Origin of the sequence: Paraburkholderia ginsengiterrae (assembly GCF_001645125.1) — a bacterium.
GTDB lineage: Bacteria > Pseudomonadota > Gammaproteobacteria > Burkholderiales > Burkholderiaceae > Paraburkholderia > Paraburkholderia ginsengiterrae.
This window is the reverse complement of record NZ_LXKA01000320.1, coordinates 56,606-74,474: the sequence shown is the minus strand read 5'-3', so window position 1 is coordinate 74,474 and position 17,869 is coordinate 56,606. Positions and strand designations below refer to the sequence as shown.

Below are 17,869 nucleotides of genomic sequence, written 5' to 3'. Positions count from 1 at the left end.
CCTTGATCTGCTTGAGCGCCGCAAATGACGTGTTGCTGCCCGGCTTGACGGGCGGCACGACCGGCTTCGCCAAAGTGGTTTGAGCTTCGGCAGAGCCGAACATGCCGAGCTGGGAAGCAGCCAGCCCAAACGCGGCAATGCTCATGAAGCCCCCACGGCCGGAGAGAACTCCGGCGGGCTAGTCGCAACGGGCCTTCTGTCACTCATGGTGGGCGCGGTAGCAGGGTTGGTAGGGGCGCTGTTTCGTCGCTCGCTTGAAGAGGCAGACAGATTCCGCGCCTTGCTCCTTGCGTGGGCACAAGCGGAAAATGTTATCGGCTTTTGCATCGTGGTCATTGCGATTGCGGCCTCGACAGCCTTAGCGGTTTGGCTCGTCGGTCGGTTCGCACCGCAGGCAAGCGGCAGCGGAATTCCTCACGTTGAAGCCGTCCTGCACGGAGAGCAACCCGCCGCCCAGCTTGTCCTTATTCCGGTGAAGTTCGTCGGCGGTGTGCTGGCGATCGGTTGCGGTCTAGCCCTTGGCCGTGAGGGGCCAACCGTTCAGATGGGCGCCTCGATCGCTTATGGTATCGGGACGCTTTTTCGCCGGGACGCAGACGATTGCCGGGTGTTATTGGCCGCTGGCGCCGGGGCTGGATTGGCTGCCGCATTCAACTCACCCATCGCCGGGGCGGTGTTTGTACTGGAAGAATTGGTTCGAAGGTTCGAGACGCGTACCGCAATCGCGGCGCTCGGCGCGTCCGCAGGAGCGATTGCGGTGGCACGCCTGATCCATGGCGATTTGCCGGACTTCCAGTTGATGGCGCAACCTTTCCCCGGCTTCGGGACGGTGCCCGCGCACCTTGCACTCGGGGTAGTCGTCGGTGTGCTTGGGGTCGCCTACAGCCAGGCAATACTGGGCGCTCTTACCGTCGCCGACCGGTTGTCGCGTTGGCCCGCCGAAGCGCGAGCAGTGCTGGTGGGTGCAGGCGTAGGTGTACTGGCCTGGTTCGCGCCAGACCTGGTGGGTGGCGGTGACGCCATTACGCAACGTGCGCTCGAAGGAACAGGCTCGTTCACCGCCATCGCGCTCATTTGTATAGTCCGTTTCGCGCTGGGCGCTGTGTCATACGCGATCGGCGCTCCGGGCGGGCTCTTTGCGCCGATGCTCGCTGTCGGTGCGCAAGCCGGCCTCGTTTTCGGAAAAATTTGCGTTCACTGGTTCCCCGGTGTGGCCGCAGATCCCACTGCATTCGCGGTTGTCGCCATGGCTGCCTTTTTTACATCCGTTGTGCGCGCGCCAATAACGGGCATCATCCTCGTTACAGAGATGACGGGAAATTTCACGCTGCTCCTGCCGATGCTGACATCGTGCTTTGCCGCAATGATTGTTCCCACCATGCTGCACTGTCCGCCGATCTACGACGCGCTGCGCAATCGCGTGCCGCAATAGAAAGGTGTCCCTGCGCATTGACACCGTGGTGCCTGACGACGGTTGGAGCGGCCCCCGCCCTGCCAAGGGGTTGTCGCCCACTTGAACAGTTCCCGCTCGATCAGCACGCGGCGCAGGACCTTGTCGAGAGGCTGAGCGCGCGGAATCGCGTCGAAAGGCGACGCGGCGGCTGGACAGCGCTCGCCTACTGGCCAAGATGAGAGAGCGCGATCCGCGCCGGAGTGCGCGAGATCTGCATCAGCCCTTCGAGCGGGTGGGCGATGTCCTCTATCAGGAAAATAGCGCCGGAAGCCGACAGCGCACAGACGAAAAGCGTCACAAAGGCGGTCCGATAGTTGACGCTAACCAGACCGAATCCGGCAAAGAGGATACCGAGCCAGAGCACCAGCACCGCCAGGAATGGCGTTGGGATCGCGCCCTCCCCTGGTCGGAACAGTATCCAGCGGGCATCCGCCAGGTCGTGGCTGCGGGCTAGGGCCTCCGATTGAACCATGCGCTGCATGTCGTTTCGTGGTGCCAATTCTCGAAGCTTTTGCTGAAGTTGCACCATGCGCTCCAGGCCCTCCAGAGCGTCCACCTTGGCCTTTCCGGCGCCTCCCTCGGAATAAAACTGATCCACAGCTGAGGCGTAGGTTCGGCGCAGGAGCTCGCGGGCTTCCTTCGCCTCCGGGCCATAATCGGCCAAGGTGCGATCGATCATGACGACGGTAGCCGCCGTCTGCGTGAACTCTTCGTTGAGTCGGTCGAAAGCAACCTTTGCCGAGGCGATCAGGAGACCAAGGACAAGAGCAGCAAGCGTCGCCATCAGGCCAGCCCCGAGCTTCACGATAGCCGTCGAATCCTCGCTTAGGTGATGGTCGGGAAGGAAACTACGAAGGCCCAGGCCGAGCAACCCGCATCCGAAGACACACACAAACACGATCAAGGCGACTACCAATGAATTCATGATTGGTCTCTGCAGTTTGACTCGAAGTCACCCCCGATCTAACGAGACTGACGACTCATGTTCGACTGCCGCGGCCGCGCTTTCCGCACGTTTTCTCCCCGGCCTGCGTGCCGCGCGTGCGAACGCGCAACCCGCGCGCCTCGCGTCGGGTGGCTCGCGTTGCTCAGGGCGCGGGCACGACGCGGTAGTAGACGCCGTTCGCGCCATACGAGGGCTTGAACCACGAATTGCCGCACAGGTAGTAGGTGCCGCCCTGGACCGCGGGCGTGATGCAACCGGCGGGCAGCGTCGCGTAGATCGCGCCCATCGCGAAGTTCGAGCTGACGGGCCGCGGCGGGGGCGCCGCGGCCGTCGCGCCGGCCACGTAGCCGGCGTTGTACGTGTTCACCGTGTTCACCGTGTTCGCGGCCGCATAGCCGCTGTTGTACGCGTTTGCGGCGACCGCCTGTGTATTCGCGGAAGCGATCGCCGCGCCCGCCGCGACACCGATCGCCGCGCCGGCCGCGGCCGCGCCGGCCGTGGACCAGCCGCCGCAGTTGTAGCAGCCCGACCCATACACGTTAACCGTGGTCGGCGGATGGTAGGCGGCGTAGGTCGCGTCGCCGTAGTAAGTGCTGTGATATGCGGTCGCGCCCGACGCGCTCGTGTAGGTCGTGTAGCCGGAGCCCTGGACGTGCGTCGCGGTGCCGCCATAGGCATTGGTCGCCGTGGTGCCCTGGCCGTAGGTGTGCGTGGCGCTGCCGCCGTACGGATTGCTGAAGCTCGTCTGCCCCGAGCCTTGCGTGTGCGTGGCCGTGTCGCCGTAGCGGTTGGTCGCGGTGGTGCCCTGCCCGGGCGTGTGCGTTTCGCTGCCGCCCCAGACATTGCTGCGCGTCATCGAGTCCGAGCCGGACGGGCGTGACCAGCCGCCCGCGTGTCCCCAAGCGCCGGCGGGGCCCGACGCGAAAGCGGGAATCACGCAGGCGGCCACGTAGATCGCAATTGTCTTCACGATGCGCCTCCTCATTGAGGATTGGCGGGCCTGGCCTTCGGCGGCGGCTTCAGACCGGGCGCGCTCGCGGCGTCGGGGCGCTCGAACGCGATGCGCGCCGCGCCGGACGCGCCGGACGGCACGAACGCGTCTGCGGCAAACGGCGGGTCCAGCACCCAGTTCGTGAGCGCGAGCACGTGGCGCAGCCGCGCGGGATCGTTCAGGTAGACCGCGTAGATCCGGCGCGGCAGCTTGTCCTCCGTGCCGATCCAGGCCTGCACGAACACGTCGCCCGTCACGTACGCGACCATGTCCGTCGTCGTGTTGTCCACGACGCTCGACTGGCCGATATAGAAGGCGATCTTCAACCCGTCGGCGATGTCCTTGTACGGGTCTGCAACGATCACGTCGGTGAACGGGAAATAGATCGCGCCGATGTCGTAGGCTTTCTTGAGCGCGTCGTCGATCGTCGGCGGTGCGTCGGACACGGCCACGAGGTGCTCGGCCGGCGAGAAGGCCGTCATCGTCTTGCCGTCGTAGTAGAACTCCGAGCGCGGACCGTCGCCGAGCGTGATCACGCGCAGCTTGTCGGGCCGCTGCATGAGGACTTCCGACTTGGTCGAGTAGATGAGGGGCGGGCCGAGTCGGCTCGGGCTCTCGTACGAGACGAAGGCCGTGAACGCCATCGACTTCGCGGCTGCGAGGCGCTCGCACGCGACCTTGATGACGTCGAGCGCGTGCTGGTCGAGTCCCGGCTGAAAGTCGGGCGCGGCAGCCTGCTGCGCATGTTTCGCCACAATTTTCGAGGGCGCGTTGGCGTGTTGCTGCGCGTTGCCGCTCAAGGCCAGGCATACGCCCAGCGCGACGACCGCTGCGTGCAAGGTCGGGTTCCACGAAGTCATCGCAGCCTCCGTGATCAAGCCGAGCGTGACGGCACGCCCGGCGGCGATCAGGGGATCATCCCGCATTCGAACATCTTGTTGGCGATCGGCGCGGCCACGCGGTCGATGAACGCGGCGCGCATCTGCGGGTCGTTGTGCATCGCCTGGATCGCCATGTCCTCGCCCTGCGGCCTCGGCCTGCCTTTCTTCTCGGCGCGCTCCTGCCACAGTTGCTCGCAGCTCGCCCGCTGGTACTTCTGCACGATCCGGTTCGCGACGGCGTCGAGGATGGGGTATTGCTGGGCGGCGGCGACGTTCATGAACAGCAGCGCGGGCGCCATTGCAAACCACAGACTGCGCTTCTTCATGATTTGCCCTCGGAGGTCGGGGAAGAGAAGGGCGGCGAGACGACTCCCGGCGTTCGCGCTTCCCGGACCGTGGCGTGAGGGTGGATTCCGTCGGACGACTTCGCCGGGAAACGCGGGGCCGGCCGCATTCGCCTGGTCATGGACAGAGTATGAGACCGCGGGCGATGCCGATAGTAGACCTTGGTCCTATATGCGCGCCGCGCGCCGGCGTCTCTCGCGTGCGCCTTGAGGGAGGAAAATGTTCCCGAAAGACCTAAACTAATATCCAATGCAGTCAGTTTGCGATACTGGCCAGCACCCTGGACCAAGATTCAATTGACGCGGAGAGTACATCAGCAACCCTCGATGGGAATGTTCATGAAGACTCTGATAGTGCTGGCATGCGCAATGCTGTCCGCGAACGCGTTTGCAGAATGTGCGACGAACGCCCGTGGCGAGACGATCTGTGGCAACGGACAGACGGCGGGCGGCTATAGCCGGAACACAGGTACGGCCTGGACGTCCCAGACGAACCAGAATGGTGTGCGGACGACTAAGACCAACCGGGGCGGCGAGGCGAAGACGATGAACGGCAAAGGCGTGGTTCACGGCCCCGGCGGAACCACCTGTTACCGGACCGCGAACAGTCACGGTTGCAACTGACAACCCTTCGACACCCATTGTTGCATTCGCCTCAATGGCCCGCTGCGAGTACCGTAACGCCGACGGATCGACGATCAGGGTGACGCTCCGATGAACGTCACTCATCAGCGAAGCTGGTCACTAGCAGCTGACGGTCCGCTGTCAGCGGCAAACCTGACGCTCGAATGTCCGCAAGTGGGTTGAGGTGAATGCCCGGACCTGGCCGCTCAGCGCCCCACGACCGAGCGCGGCGATCGTATGAGACGTGCGCTTCATGCAACGGGCACAACACGACCCGGAGCGGGCGTACGCTGTCGTGAAGTGACGGTCCCGCAAGCCGTCGCAAGCAGACGTTCCCGCTGTCGACACGACTTAGTCGTTCCGGTACGGCCTCGGGCCAATGGCTGAGCAAGGGGGCGCCAAGCCGATCGATATTATCCAAGGCGCGCCCGACAGGACGATTAGACGATGGTCCATTGCAGTCGCGCTAGCGTGCTCGACGTAGGGGCTCCAAACTTCATATCGACGATTCGATCTGGCAATCAGTTGATCGATATCGCTTTGAGGTAGCCTCGGCAGCAGCCCGATTGAAAGAGAATGGAAGTGCTCGCAACACGCTTTCAAAGGATCTTTGCGCGTTTTGGCTTCATCTCGATGCGGGCAGCTTCCTCGACCAGTTGCTCCTTGAAGGTCGATGTCAGGGGCGAGAGCGATCCATTCTCCCGCACAAGGCAGGCAATTTCGCGAGGCCAGTCCGCACGGCTCGCCTGTACGGCCCGCAATTTGTATTGCTCTGCAACGGGGCGGTGTTGGGTACTGCAAATGCCCAACATGTCCGTGCTCGCGATCAACGAAAAGACGCCGACAGGCGAACTATAGTTGCTCTGAACCTGAACGATGGGACCTTCGACATGATGCTGCTCAAAATAGGCATCGATCTGCTGTCTCGCCGACACGCTTTGCCCTGGCAGTATCCAGGTATAGCGGGACAGCTGCTCGGGCGATGCCGGTCTGTCGAGAGCGCTCAACGCATGGCCGCTTCGGCATACGATCTCGATCGATTCTCTCAATAGCCGGACGGCAGCCAGATCCTCAGGCAGTTCGACAGGCATGGGCGCAACAGCAAGATCGATCTCGCCTTCCAGCAGTGCCTGCATGAGTGAATCTGACAACTGTACGTTCAGATCAAGCCGCAACGCGGGACGGCGCTTCAGCAAAGCGAGGAACGTGCGATTCACTAACGGCTCGGTTGCCGGCGTCGCGCCGACCCTGACCTTGGCGAGGTCTCCGGAATGCAGTTCAGCGATTTTGCACAACGTGTCTTCGTAGGCTGCACGCAGATTCACAGCGTTCCGCTCAAATTCAATACCGTAGCGGGTCAGTTGCATGCCCTTTGGAGATCGCTCGAACAGCGGAACCCCCAGTTCCGCTTCCAGGCGGCGCACGGCCTTGGTCAGCGCAGGCTGACTGATACCCACCTTGAGCGCGGCCCGATGCAGCAGCCCCGTCTCGGCAATCGCCAGAAAATAAGTCAGATCGTCCAGGTTCACGATAACCAATGGTTATTGAGTGAGAAAGCAACATGCTTGTCCTGTAAATTTCCGCTGTCAATACTTCTCTCATACTTCTTACAGCGGAGACGGAGAGGGATATGGAAATGGCGAACTTGGCGTACGAGGCCACAAAGGCTGGCCCTGCCGCGCGGCGACGTCTTCGCCTGGTCGTGGCGGCTGCGACGATAGGGACTGCCCTCGAATGGTTCGACCTGGTTGTCTACGGTTTTTTTGCAGTGGTGATCGCCAAGCTGTTCTTTCCGTCGACGCATGAACTGACGTCACTGCTGGTCGCGCTGGGGACTTTCGGCGGTTCGTATCTGATGCGGCCGCTCGGCGCGCTCGTGCTCGGCTCCTATTCAGATCGCCATGGCCGCAAGAAAGGGCTCACGCTGAGTATTGCGCTAATGGCACTGGGTACGCTGATGATCGCTGCGACACCCACCTATGCGTCGATCGGGATCGCCGCGCCCATGATTGTTGTCGCTGGTCGCCTGATTCAGGGAATTTCTGCCGGTGGCGAGTTCGGGGCATCCACGAGCTTTCTTGTGGAGCATTCACCGCAAGCCAGGCGCGGCTTCTATGCAAGCTTTCAGATGGCTGCCCAGGGAGGCACCGCCCTGCTGGCGTCGCTTTTCGGGACCCTGCTGACCCGCTTTCTCACCCCGGAACAATTGTCGGGTTGGGGCTGGCGGATCCCGTTCATTTTTGGCTTGCTAATCATCCCGATCGCCTGGTTTATCCGCCGGCATGTCGATGAGACTCCCGTCTTCACTCACGACAGGCATGCCGGCAACCCTGTCAAGGAAACGTTCTCCGACAACAAGATCCGATTGTTGCTGGCGATCGGCATTTACGTCCTTGTGACAGCCTCATCCTACGTGATCGTGTTGTACATGCCGACCTTCGCAATCAAGCAGCTCGACCTGGATCCTTCGGTTGCATTTGCAGGGACCCTCCTGATGGGAGCGGTACAGATGCTTGCATGCCCATTGGCGGGTGCGCTCGCGGACCGGTGCGGCCGCAAGCGAGTGCTTCTGGTAGCTGCGCTTGGGGTCGGCATTGTGGTCGTGCCAGTCTTTGCTTGGCTGATTGAGAAGCCCGCGTCGTCGACTTTCGTCGTCGCATGCGGACTGCTTGGGCTTGCCATCAGTGCTTACCAGGGGCCGATGCCGGCCGTTCTCAGCGAGCTGTTCCCCAGCCGGGTGCGGACGACCGGTCTCGCGCTCACCCATAACCTCGCAGTCGCCACCTTTGGCGGATTCGCGCCTCTGATTATCACCTGGGCGGTCAGTGCGAGCCACAGCAGGCTCGTTCCTGCTGCCTATGTCGCTACTGCCGCATGTATCAGCATCATCTGTCTGCTGGTTTGCCTCCGTAAGTTCGGCGATCACCAGCCCACCGAATTAACAGACCTGGTCAGTGAGTAGAAACATGAGTACCAAACCGAACATCGTTTTGATCGTTGCCGATAATCTCGGCTGGGGTGAACTGGGATGCTACGGCGGCGGCAAGCTGATGCGTGGCGCCGCGACGCCACGCATCGACGCTCTGGCTCAAAGCGGCATGCGCCTGCTCAACTACAACGTCGAAAGCGATTGTGTCCCGACGCGCAGCGCACTCATGACAGGTCGACATCCCATTCGCACGGGTGCTTTTCAGTCGGTTCCGCCAGGGCTGCCTCAAGGGTTGAAGCGCACCGAGTGGACGCTTGCCGAGATGGCTTCGGAGGCCGGCTACGCCACTGCCCATTTCGGGAAATGGCACTTAGGTGACGTAGAGGGTCGTTATCCGTCGGACCGGGGTTTTGATGAGTGGTACGGCATCCCGCGTACGACTGACGAGACGCAGTTCACAACGTCGATCGGCTTTGACCCGGAAGTCGCCGATATTCCTTACATCATGGCGGGAAAAAAAGGCGAGCCTTCGGCAAACGTGAAGGTCTACGATCTGGAGACACGACGTACCATCGATGAAGAACTCATAGAGAAATCGAAAGCATTCATGCGGCGCAACGCGCTCGCGTCGAAGCCATTCTTCCTCTATCTCCCGCTGGTCCACCTGCACTTTCCGACCTTGCCCCACAAGGATTTCGAAGGACTGACGGGCATGGGTGATTTTGCCGATTCGCTCGCGGAGATGGACTTCCGTGTCGGCCAGATCGTCGATGAAATCGACGATCTGAACCTCGCCAAAGACACGCTGTTCATTTTCTGCAGCGACAACGGCCCCGAATTTCGCGCGCCGTATCGGGGTACGGCGGGCCCTTGGACAGGGACTTACCATACTGCGATGGAAGGCAGCCTGCGCGTGCCTTTTATCGCGCGCTGGCCCGGCAAGATTCCCGTTGACGCCAACAATCAGATTGTTCACGTCGTCGATCTTTTGCCGACACTTGCCGAAGTGATCGGTGGCAAGGTGCGTGACGACCGGCCGATCGATGGAGTCTCACAACTCGATTTTCTCACTGGCGGGAGACCGGTATCCAATCGCGAAGGATTTCTTTTCTACATCAAGGATGAACTTCGCGCCGTGAAGTGGCGAGACTGGAAGCTCCACTTCGTCTGGGAGCCGTACGTCAATGCGGGTGCAAACAAACTCGAGTCACCGTACCTGTTCCATCTCATCCAGGATCCGAAAGAGGAGACGGACGTTCTCGTCTGTAACACCTGGGTGCTTGGTCCCATGCTTAAAATGGTCAAGGCGTTCAAAGATAGCGTAAAAGCTTATCCGAACACGCCTCCGGGTGAATTGGACTGACCTTCCGACGACCAATTACGACCTCAAGAGTGATCACTGAGGTTCGCATCGAAGTCGGATCTTCGCCGCAATCCGGCCATTCGTTGAAATGAAGCCAGCGCCTCTTGAATCAGAGGTCACGCGTGCGTGGGACGACAACCGCCTGGCCGTGCAGTTTGCCGTTCGCGTCGAGAAGCTGCCACAGTGTGGCTTCCTCGATCATAAAGCGCTGGCCCGACTTGGTGACGCGCACGCCCTTGTAGCCCGCCTCGTAACCGAGCCGCTGTACGCGTGCCAGGAACTGCTGCCGCTCCTCGCGATTTGGGGCCTCGGCCGAGAGCCGGGACGGCAATCGGGTGATTTCATCCCAGCTATATCCAAAGCGGCGCTGCGCGGCCTTGTTGCCGTAAATAAAGAGCGGATCGGGATCGGTGTTGTGCGCGAGTACGGCGAACGGGGCATGCTCATAGAGCCATTCGGTCGCTTCGACCACGGGCATGGCTTGTTCCACCAGGGGCCGGCCAAGTAACCTGGCGTAGCTGTCGGCAAGGAGTTGATAGAAAGCTGGATCGCGGTGGAGTGGGATCATCTGGGGCATTTCGGCAGAGATCGGGAGGTCTGTGCTACGGCTGAAGCGCTCACGATACCGCATTCGCGGGGAAAGTCTCCAGTTTCCCGGCGTATGCCACGCGTCACCCACACCGGCCCCTCACTGTTTTGTCGCCACCGGCCGGCCGTCTTAGGCACTTCGGGCCCCACGGCCAAAAATCGCGCGATCGGCGAGCCACACCGCGAGCAGTGTCGCGCCCATTAGCGGGAAGACAATGCCGAGCAGCACAAGCCCGGTTTTCCAACCGCGCATCGGCGGGGCCGCACGTTCGCGTGACGGCGCGCCGGGCACGCCGCGCGTCGATTGCGGCCGGCGCTTCCACCACATCACGCAACCGGTCACAGCCATCGCCGCCAATCCAAGCGAAATCGCGGCGCACAGCAACTGATTGGCGAGGCCGAAATAGCGGCCCATATGCAACGACGTGCCGTACGAAACCGCCTTCGAGACAGCGCCGTAGTCGCCATAGCGAATGTCTTTCAGAATCGCACCGCTGTATTGATCGATGTACAGCGTGCGCTCGTCTTTCGGATCGGCCGGGAAGTACGACACGGTGTAGACGCCGGTCGCGGACGTGGGCAGCACGATACTGTAGCCATTCGTCACGCCGTGCGATGCCGCCAGCACGACGACTCGCCCGAGCGGTATCGCGTGCGCCGCGGGCGCATCCGCGGAGGCGGGTACGGGCGTGTTGCCGACCGCCCAGGGTGTCTGCAACAGAGGCAGGTCGTCCATCACCATGCCGGGCATCGAGTCCGCGCTGCCTGCGTGGGCACCGTGTTCGGCGTGCTCGTCGTGTGCTGCGTTCATTGTGTCCGTGGTGTGAGCGCCGCCCGTCGACGCCAACGTGCCGCTCGCCCCCGGCAATGTCGAACGCAATGCGAGCCCACCCCATGAACCCGGCGGCGCGCCGAGATTGGCGGCGGTCGCGAGCGCCTTGAACTGCTTGCCCCACGAACCCGACCATGGCAAGCCGGTCAGTACGAACACCAGTGCGCCGAGCGCGAGCCAGATCCCCATCACAGCATGCAGGTTCTTCCAGAGCGCGCGCCCCTTCAGCGAGAAACGCGGCAACAGTGCGGCACGTGCAGTGGTTTTCTCGCGCGGCCACCAGAGCGCGACGCCGGTGCCGATCATCACCAGCGTCCAGCATGCGGCCAGTTCCATCAGCAACTCGCCAGGCTTGCCGAGCAGCAGCTTGCGATGCAGCATCCGGTCCACTTGCATGAAGCGGCGCTCGACGCTCAGCGTACCAAGGACCGCGCCGTTATACGGGTTCACATAGACGCTCTGTTTGTCGCCATCCGCGAGACGGAAAACGAACTCGGCGCTGCGCCGCGGATCGCTGGCGATGATTGCGGTCAGCGCAGTGGCATCGGGCGGCATGGCGGTCCGCGCCCTGGCAAGCAACGCCTCCTCGGGCAAACGGGGAGTGGCCTGCGATTCGACAATCAGCCGCTGCGGATACAGCAGCGGTTCGATTTGCGGCTGGAAGCAATACAGCGTGCCGGTGATCGCCAGCACTACAAGAAACGGCATCACGAACAGGCCGGCATAGAAGTGCCAGCGCCAGAGTGTCCGGTAGCCCGGATGCGCCGTGACGGCTACCTGGGCCGTGCGTTGAGCGGCAGCAGTGGTGGACATGAAATCCTCCTGAAGCAAAGATGAATCGACGAATTCGAACGAAGCGGATAGATGTGCCTCGCGTGCGGCACGTTCACATGCGCAGCTTCGCGTCCACGTAGAACGTGCGGCCCGGATACGGGTGATAGACGAAGTAGCGCGCGTCGAAGATGTTGTCGACGCCCACGCCGATCTCGCTCTGTTTGGTCGGCTTGAACGTCAACCTGGCGTCCGCCACGGTGTACGTACTGGTGCCGCCGAACACATCCGGATTCGTGTCGGTATTGGTGAGCGTGTTGTACTGGCGGCCCGAATAGCGCGCGGCCAGCGTGAGCGCCGCGCGTTCGTCGATGTGCCAGGTCGCGGCAAGATCGGCACGCCACAGCGGAATCCGGTAGAAGTACTTGCCAACCGTGGCCGGGTTTTGCGCGTTGGCGATGATCTTCGATTGCGTGTAGGCCACGCTGGCGAGCAGGTCGAGGCCGCGTATGAAGACGTCCTGTCCCGAGTAGCTCGTTTCCACGCCGCGTGAGCGTACCTTGCCGATGTTCTGGAAGCTCGTCACGTTGGGAATCACGGTCGTGTCGGTCTGGCTGAAGATCGTGTTCTTCACGTCGTCCTGAAACAGCGAAAAGCGAAACACGCCATTCCAGTGCGCCCATTCGGCGGTCAGCTCTTTCGAAAGATCGTCTTCAGGCTGCAGGTTCGGATTGTTGTTGACGATGGTGGAGCCGTTGATCTTCCCCTGGAACAATTCGCTGACGGTTGGAAAGCGGTACGCACGGCCGATGGATGCGCGCAATGTCAGATCGTCGCTCACGTCGAACGAGAGCGAGGCTTTCGGCGAAAAGTGATGCTGGTTTGCGTCGCTGTAGGGAACGGCTTTGCCCGGCAAGGCCAGCGAACCGTCGTAGGCCTGCCAGTCTTCATACCGCACGCCATAGACGAGCTTCCAGCGCGGCAGAAAACGCCATGCGTCCTGCGCGTAGAGCGCCTGCGTCTGCGTCTTGCCGGTGAACGCGTTCGCAAACGAGGTGGCCGCGCCATCGCGCCAGTTCAGCGTGTTGTAGCCTTCGTTGTCGAGGAAGTAGTTGTCGTAGTGGTAACCAAAGCTCAGCGCATGATTGGCAAGCCCGGCCTGCTTCGTCGCGGGCGTATAGGTGCTGCGCAGGTCGAGGGTTTTCCAGCCGGTGCCGTCGCCGAAGATCACAGTGCCGGGGCCATTGCCCGGCGCGCCGGAATTCGCGGTGCGCGCCACGCTGTTGCCAATGTCGTAGTACGAAGCGATTGCTTCGCCGTTCCAGCCGGTGGCGTTGCGCGTTTTCAGCGAAACGCCGTAGAGCCAGTTTTCGCTGTGACCGAGACTCGGCGCAAGTGCCGCAGCGGGAATCATGTACTCGTAGCCGCCAATCGCGATTTTCCCGCTGTATACGGGGTTGCCGTTCGCGTCGCGCAGGAAACTCGAAGTCTCGCTGTTGTACGTCTGATGCCAGTAGCCGAGCGTGAAGCCGGCCTGCAGGGTCGGCGTGAAGTCGTACTGCATCTTCAGCTTGAACTGGTCCTGCACCGCGTGTTCGATGCCTTCGCCGTTCACACCGAGCACGACGGTCGGCGCGTTGGTCTGGTTGTTGTAGAAGTACGCGCCGGTAACGGGTGTGTCGCCTGCCTTCGCGGGTGTGCCGGATTGGGCGAGCGTGGCGAATTGCAGCGGCTGGCTGGTGTTTTCCAGGTGATTCACGCCGAGCTGATACGAGAACTTGCCGATGCGGTCGCCGATCGTCGCGCTCATCTCGCTGCCGTTGAAATTCTGATTTACACCGAACAGGCTGAAATGCTGGGTGAAGGCCTTGACGTCGGCGGTCGCTTCGAATTTCTTCGGCATGGCCGTGCTGATGAGCACCGTCGCTCCAAGCGAGTTGCCGGGATAGAGGGCCGAGAACGGCCCATAGATCACATCGACTTGCTGGATCTCGTCGGGAAATACCATCGACCAGCGCGGCGGAAACGAGTAGCTGCTGCCGAGCAGGTTGCTGAGCAGCAGGCCGTCCGCGTACACGAGACCTCGCGCGCTCTGCGTATTGCTGGTGCCGCGCACGGCGATGATCGAATTCAGATCGCCGATAAAGCGCTTGCGCACGGCGAGGTTCGGCATGTACTTCAACACGTCTTCGGTGTTGACCACGTTCCAGTTGTTGAACTGCTCGGGGGTGACGGTCTCGACCGAGGCCGGCAGGTTCGGATCGACGGCGCGCGGCGTGGCGGGCGTACTGGCGCTCACGTTGACGGCCGGCAGCGTGGCCTCGGCGATGACGCTTTGCGCATGAGCGGGCGCAGCGATGAAAGCCGGCACGAATGCCGGCACGAACGCTGGAACGAAGGCCGGAACAAAGGGTGACAAGCAAGCCGGCAAAAACGGCTGCGGCAGGCGTTGAAGCGAACGGCCGCGCGCGCCGCGGCGGGCGCAAAAGGGCAGCCTTCGCAGGGCGAAGTTGAACATAAACGTTTCCTTGATGCATGGAACAGGCGAGCGCGCGCCCCCTTGGCGGGTGCGGCGAAAGCGCGGTCAGGACTGGCAGCGATCAGGAAACGGCGGGTGGGGCGCGAGGGCGCCCGGACGGAAACGCGCCGAGCGGGGTAAAGCGGGTGGAGAGGGCGGGCGGCGCGGTGCCGGCCAGCATGAGCGCGGCCAGCGGCGCGGCGGCGGCAACCGTCGGCATGGCGACGTGATGCTGAAGCAGATGACAGTAGCCGCAGGCGCCGAAGGCGTCGTCATGGCTCAGATGAACCGGCGCCGGGGCAGCCTGGCTGACGCCGTTCGCCTCGCCGAGATCACGGGGCTGAAGCGCCGAACAAAGCGCCGCGAAGGGCTCGTGCGCGCGGTTCGACACCAGCATCTGACTCACGACCGGCGCGAACACGACAAGCCACATGGCGAACAGGCCAAGCCATGCGGTCATGCGGTTGCGGGCGTATAGGGTCATAAGCGGCGGACGTGAACAAGCGGGCGATTCTAGCATTGCCTGGCTGGCTTTCAGCCAGTAATCCTCGTTATTAGCGGTGGATTAGAAGCCCGAAAACCGCTCATTTCACCGCGTTACCGCCGCGCGGATTCCTTTAAGCTGCGTGGTACATGTTCCGCTTTCCGTCCGGAACATCGTCGCTTCCCGTTACCACGTACATGACCCAAACGCAGCTCGTATTCTCGATCGACGATATCAACCGGCAGGCCGTCTCGTTGTGTTCGGCCGGACAATTCGCCGAGGCTTTGTCGATGGTGACGCCGTTGCTCCGGCGCGACGAGATGCCGCAGGACGCGCACGCCGACGCGCTGAATATCGCCGGGGCCTGTTCGTTCGCGTTGCAGCGTCCCGCGGACGCGGAAGACTTCTGGCGCCGCTGCCTGCGCATCAAACCCGGCTACGCAGAGGTGTACGGCAGTCTGGGCATGCTGCTCAAGTCGCTTGGGCAGCTCTGCGCTGCAAAGGCGATGTACCGGCAGCTGATCGTTTTGCGGCCCGGCCAGGCCGACGCGCACAATCATCTCGGCACCGTGCTCTACCTGCAGGGCCACATCGAGGAGGCGGAGGCGTCGTATCGCGCGTCCCTGGCAATCCGCGCGGATTACATCGAAGCCTGCTACAACCGCGCCATCGTATTGCACGACCTGCGCCGCCTGCACGAAGCGGAAGCGGCGTTCCGCGAGGCGTTGCCGGGCCTCCCGGGCCATGCCGAGGTGCACAACAATCACGGCAACGTGCTGATGGAGCTGGGCCGTCTTGCCGAAGCCGACGCCGCTTACCGCCAGGCACTGACCATCCGGCCGCAATACCCGGAGGCGCTCAACAATCTGGCCGGTGTGCTGAAGGCGTCGTTGCGTTTGCCCGAGGCCGAACTGGCTTGCCGGCTCGCTCTCGCGATTCGTCCGGATTACGCGGAGGCGCACCTGAATCTCGGCGCGGTGCTGGCCGATCTCGAACGGTCGCACGAAGCCGAGGCCGCGTACCGCGAAGCAATCGCGCATCGCCCGGGCTACGCCGAAGCGTATTACAACCTCGGCGTGGCGCTGGCGAAACGCGAGCACCTGTTCGAGGCCGAGCAGGCTTACCGCGAGGCGATTCGCCTGCGGCCCGAGCTGGTTCACCCGTACAACAACCTGGGCGGCGTGCTGCGCCGGCTCGACCGTTTGCCGGAGGCGGTCCAGGTCTTCAGGCAGGCGCTCGACGTATGCCCCGATCTGGCGGAAGCCCACTACAACTTCGGCGCGGCATTGGCGCAACTGATGCGGCTGCCCGAGGCCGAAAGCGCATACCGCCGCGCGCTCGCGTTGCGTGCCGACTACGGCGACGCCCGCTTCGGTCTCGCTGTGTTGCTGCTAGCCATGGGCCGCTTCGAGGAGGGGTGGCAACTGTACGAATACCGCTACGCGCAACCCGGCTTCATCCATTACAAGACGCGTTCCATATTGAGCTGCCCGCAGTGGCAGGGCGGAACGCTCGCCGGTCAGTCCTTGCTGGTGTGGCAGGAAGACGGACTCGGCGACATGATCCAGTTCAGCCGCTATTTCGCGCTGCTGAAGGCCCAGGGCGCCGCGCATATCGCCTTCGCGTGCATGCCGGCTCTGCACCGGCTGATGGCCGATGTCGACGGTGTCGATGCCGTGCTCGATCACGACACGGCCCTCGCTCGCGTGTCCACGTATGACTGCTGGACGAGCCTCCTGAGCGCGCCGCTGCGTTTGCGCACGACCGTGGACACGATTCCGCGCGCCACACGTCTCGCGGCCGAACCGGCGCTGGTCGAACGGTGGCTGCCGGCGCTCGCCGCGCTGCCGCACGGCCGCAAGATCGGTCTCGTCTGGAAAGGCAATGCGAACCATCACAACGATGCGAATCGTTCGCTGCCGTCGCTCGCTCTGCTGGCGCCGCTCTGGAGCGTGCCAGGCGTGAGCTTCGTGAGCCTGCAAAAAGGGCAGGGTGAAGATGAGGCGCGGCAGCCGCCGGCCGGTCAGCCGCTGCTCGACCTTGGCTCGGCCGTGACGGATTTTGCGGACACCGCCGCGATCATCGCGCAGCTCGATCTGGTGATTTGCGTGGACACCTCCACCGCGCATCTGGCGGCGTCGCTAGGCAAGCCGTGCTGGGTCATGCTGCCGGAAAAAGATCTCGACTGGCGCTGGATGCACGAACGCAGCGATTCGCCGTGGTATCCGCACACGCTGCGGCTGTTTCGCCGCGCGCCGGGCGAGGACTGGTCGATGCCGGTCGAGCGGGTGAGGCAGGCCTGCGTGGAGCGATTCGGCGCCGCGCTGCGACCGGACTCCACGGAGACCCACGGCCGCTAACCGAGATCGCCGCCGCCCACGGGCAGCACCGTGCCGGTGATATACGACGCTTCGTCGGAGGCGAGAAACAGGATCGCGTTGACCTGTTCGTCGATCGTGCCGTAGCGGTGCATCAGGCTGGAAGCCTTGGTCTGATCGACGATGCCCTGATACCAGCGCGCCTCCTGGTCGCTTTGCGGCGCCGTATTGCGCGGCACCTTACGCGGCGGCGCGTCGGTCCCGCCGGTGGCCACGGCGTTCACGCGAATGCCGTCCTCAGCGTGTTCGAAGGCGAGACTCGCGGTCAAGGCATTGACGCCACCTTTGGACGCCGCGTAAGGCACGCGATAGATGCTGCGCGTCGCAATCGACGACACGTTGACGATCGCGCCGCGCTGCTGCGCGATCATGGTGGGCAAGACCGCCCGGCAACTCCACAGCGTCGGGAAAAGAGAGCGGCGCACTTCGGCTTCGATCTGCGCTTCTTCGTACTCTTGATACGGTTTGGCCCAGATCGTGCCGCCGACGTTGTTGATCAGCACGTCGATTTGGCCGAAGGCGTCGAGCGCGGCTTGCGTCAGCTTGCACGCGCCGGCATACGTCTCAAGATCCGCGATCACGGCGAGCGTAGGCACGCCAAGCGCGGCGATCTCCGCTTCCACCTCGTGCACGAGTTCGGCGCGATCGGCCAGCACGACGGTGCCGCCCTCGGCCGCCGCGCGCAGCGCAACGCCACGGCCGATACCTTGCGCCGCGCCGGTGACGATCACGACTTTTTCATTGAAGCGTGGTTTGGACGATGTCAT

15 protein-coding genes are annotated in these 17,869 nt (G+C 62.9%); 5 read left to right on the top strand and 10 right to left on the bottom strand.

Annotated elements, in window-relative coordinates:
* The first annotated feature begins 79 nt into the window (after window positions 1-79).
* Window positions 80-1,432, top strand: coding sequence for a H(+)/Cl(-) exchange transporter ClcA (clcA, locus tag A6V37_RS22000; RefSeq protein ID WP_425262287.1), 1,353 nt, complete (start codon window positions 80-82; stop codon window positions 1,430-1,432).
* Window positions 1,433-1,616: 184 nt separating this feature from the next.
* On the opposite strand, the gene A6V37_RS21995 is transcribed toward clcA, so the two are convergent.
* From A6V37_RS21995 to A6V37_RS21980, 4 genes are all read right to left on the bottom strand, one after another.
* Window positions 1,617-2,378 (bottom strand): bestrophin-like domain, encoded by a 762-nt coding sequence (locus tag A6V37_RS21995; protein ID WP_064265399.1) that lies wholly within the window; start codon window positions 2,376-2,378, stop codon window positions 1,617-1,619.
* Between the two features lie 163 nt (window positions 2,379-2,541).
* The gene (locus A6V37_RS21990) at window positions 2,542-3,369 is read right to left on the bottom strand and encodes a hypothetical protein (RefSeq protein ID WP_064265401.1); all 828 of its coding nucleotides are present in this window, start codon (window positions 3,367-3,369) and stop codon (window positions 2,542-2,544) included.
* Between the two features lie 11 nt (window positions 3,370-3,380).
* Window positions 3,381-4,316: a DUF2092 domain-containing protein gene (locus A6V37_RS21985; protein ID WP_242665703.1), complete on the bottom strand. Its 936-nt coding sequence runs from the start codon at window positions 4,314-4,316 to the stop codon at window positions 3,381-3,383.
* Window positions 4,298-4,597 (bottom strand): PIN domain-containing protein, encoded by a 300-nt coding sequence (locus A6V37_RS21980; protein WP_064265403.1) that lies wholly within the window; start codon window positions 4,595-4,597, stop codon window positions 4,298-4,300. Before A6V37_RS21980 ends, A6V37_RS21985 begins: the two co-directional genes overlap by 19 nt.
* 357 nt (window positions 4,598-4,954) lie before the next feature.
* Between A6V37_RS21980 and A6V37_RS21975 the strand changes: the two genes are divergently transcribed.
* Complete coding sequence (locus tag A6V37_RS21975; protein WP_064265506.1) at window positions 4,955-5,239, top strand: hypothetical protein; 285 nt, start codon at window positions 4,955-4,957, stop codon at window positions 5,237-5,239.
* 599 nt (window positions 5,240-5,838) lie between these two features.
* Here the strand turns inward: A6V37_RS21975 and A6V37_RS21970 are convergent.
* Complete coding sequence (locus A6V37_RS21970; protein WP_165614390.1) at window positions 5,839-6,768, bottom strand: LysR family transcriptional regulator; 930 nt, start codon at window positions 6,766-6,768, stop codon at window positions 5,839-5,841.
* Window positions 6,769-6,875: 107 nt separating this feature from the next.
* Between A6V37_RS21970 and A6V37_RS21965 the strand changes: the two genes are divergently transcribed.
* Window positions 6,876-8,201, top strand: coding sequence for an MFS transporter (locus tag A6V37_RS21965; RefSeq protein WP_082902570.1), 1,326 nt, complete (start codon window positions 6,876-6,878; stop codon window positions 8,199-8,201).
* Between the two features lie 4 nt (window positions 8,202-8,205).
* Window positions 8,206-9,531 carry an arylsulfatase gene (locus A6V37_RS21960; RefSeq protein ID WP_064265409.1) on the top strand — a complete coding sequence of 442 codons (1,326 nt, stop codon included), beginning with the start codon at window positions 8,206-8,208 and terminating at the stop codon, window positions 9,529-9,531.
* A 109-nt stretch (window positions 9,532-9,640) separates the two neighbouring features.
* On the opposite strand, the gene A6V37_RS21955 is transcribed toward A6V37_RS21960, so the two are convergent.
* The 4 genes from A6V37_RS21955 to A6V37_RS21940 all read right to left on the bottom strand — a co-directional run bounded on the left by A6V37_RS21955 (window position 9,641) and on the right by A6V37_RS21940 (window position 14,724).
* Window positions 9,641-10,099 carry an MEKHLA domain-containing protein gene (locus A6V37_RS21955; RefSeq protein ID WP_064265507.1) on the bottom strand — a complete coding sequence of 153 codons (459 nt, stop codon included), beginning with the start codon at window positions 10,097-10,099 and terminating at the stop codon, window positions 9,641-9,643.
* Window positions 10,100-10,249: 150 nt separating this feature from the next.
* A complete protein-coding gene (locus A6V37_RS21950) occupies window positions 10,250-11,764 on the bottom strand; it encodes a PepSY-associated TM helix domain-containing protein (RefSeq protein WP_064265411.1) in 1,515 nt (504 codons plus the stop codon).
* 73 nt (window positions 11,765-11,837) lie between these two features.
* On the bottom strand, window positions 11,838-14,240 hold the full coding sequence (locus tag A6V37_RS21945) for a TonB-dependent receptor (protein WP_064286342.1): 2,403 nt from the start codon (window positions 14,238-14,240) through the stop codon (window positions 11,838-11,840).
* Window positions 14,241-14,322: 82 nt separating this feature from the next.
* The gene (locus A6V37_RS21940) at window positions 14,323-14,724 is read right to left on the bottom strand and encodes a DUF2946 domain-containing protein (protein ID WP_064265414.1); all 402 of its coding nucleotides are present in this window, start codon (window positions 14,722-14,724) and stop codon (window positions 14,323-14,325) included.
* A gap of 197 nt (window positions 14,725-14,921) precedes the next feature.
* Between A6V37_RS21940 and A6V37_RS21935 the strand changes: the two genes are divergently transcribed.
* Window positions 14,922-17,084: a tetratricopeptide repeat protein gene (locus tag A6V37_RS21935; RefSeq protein ID WP_064286341.1), complete on the top strand. Its 2,163-nt coding sequence runs from the start codon at window positions 14,922-14,924 to the stop codon at window positions 17,082-17,084.
* Here A6V37_RS21935 and A6V37_RS21930 read toward each other — a convergent pair.
* On the bottom strand, window positions 17,081-17,869 hold the full coding sequence (locus A6V37_RS21930; RefSeq protein WP_064265419.1) for a 1,6-dihydroxycyclohexa-2,4-diene-1-carboxylate dehydrogenase: 789 nt from the start codon (window positions 17,867-17,869) through the stop codon (window positions 17,081-17,083). The two genes, A6V37_RS21935 and A6V37_RS21930, sit on opposite strands and share 4 nt — an antisense overlap.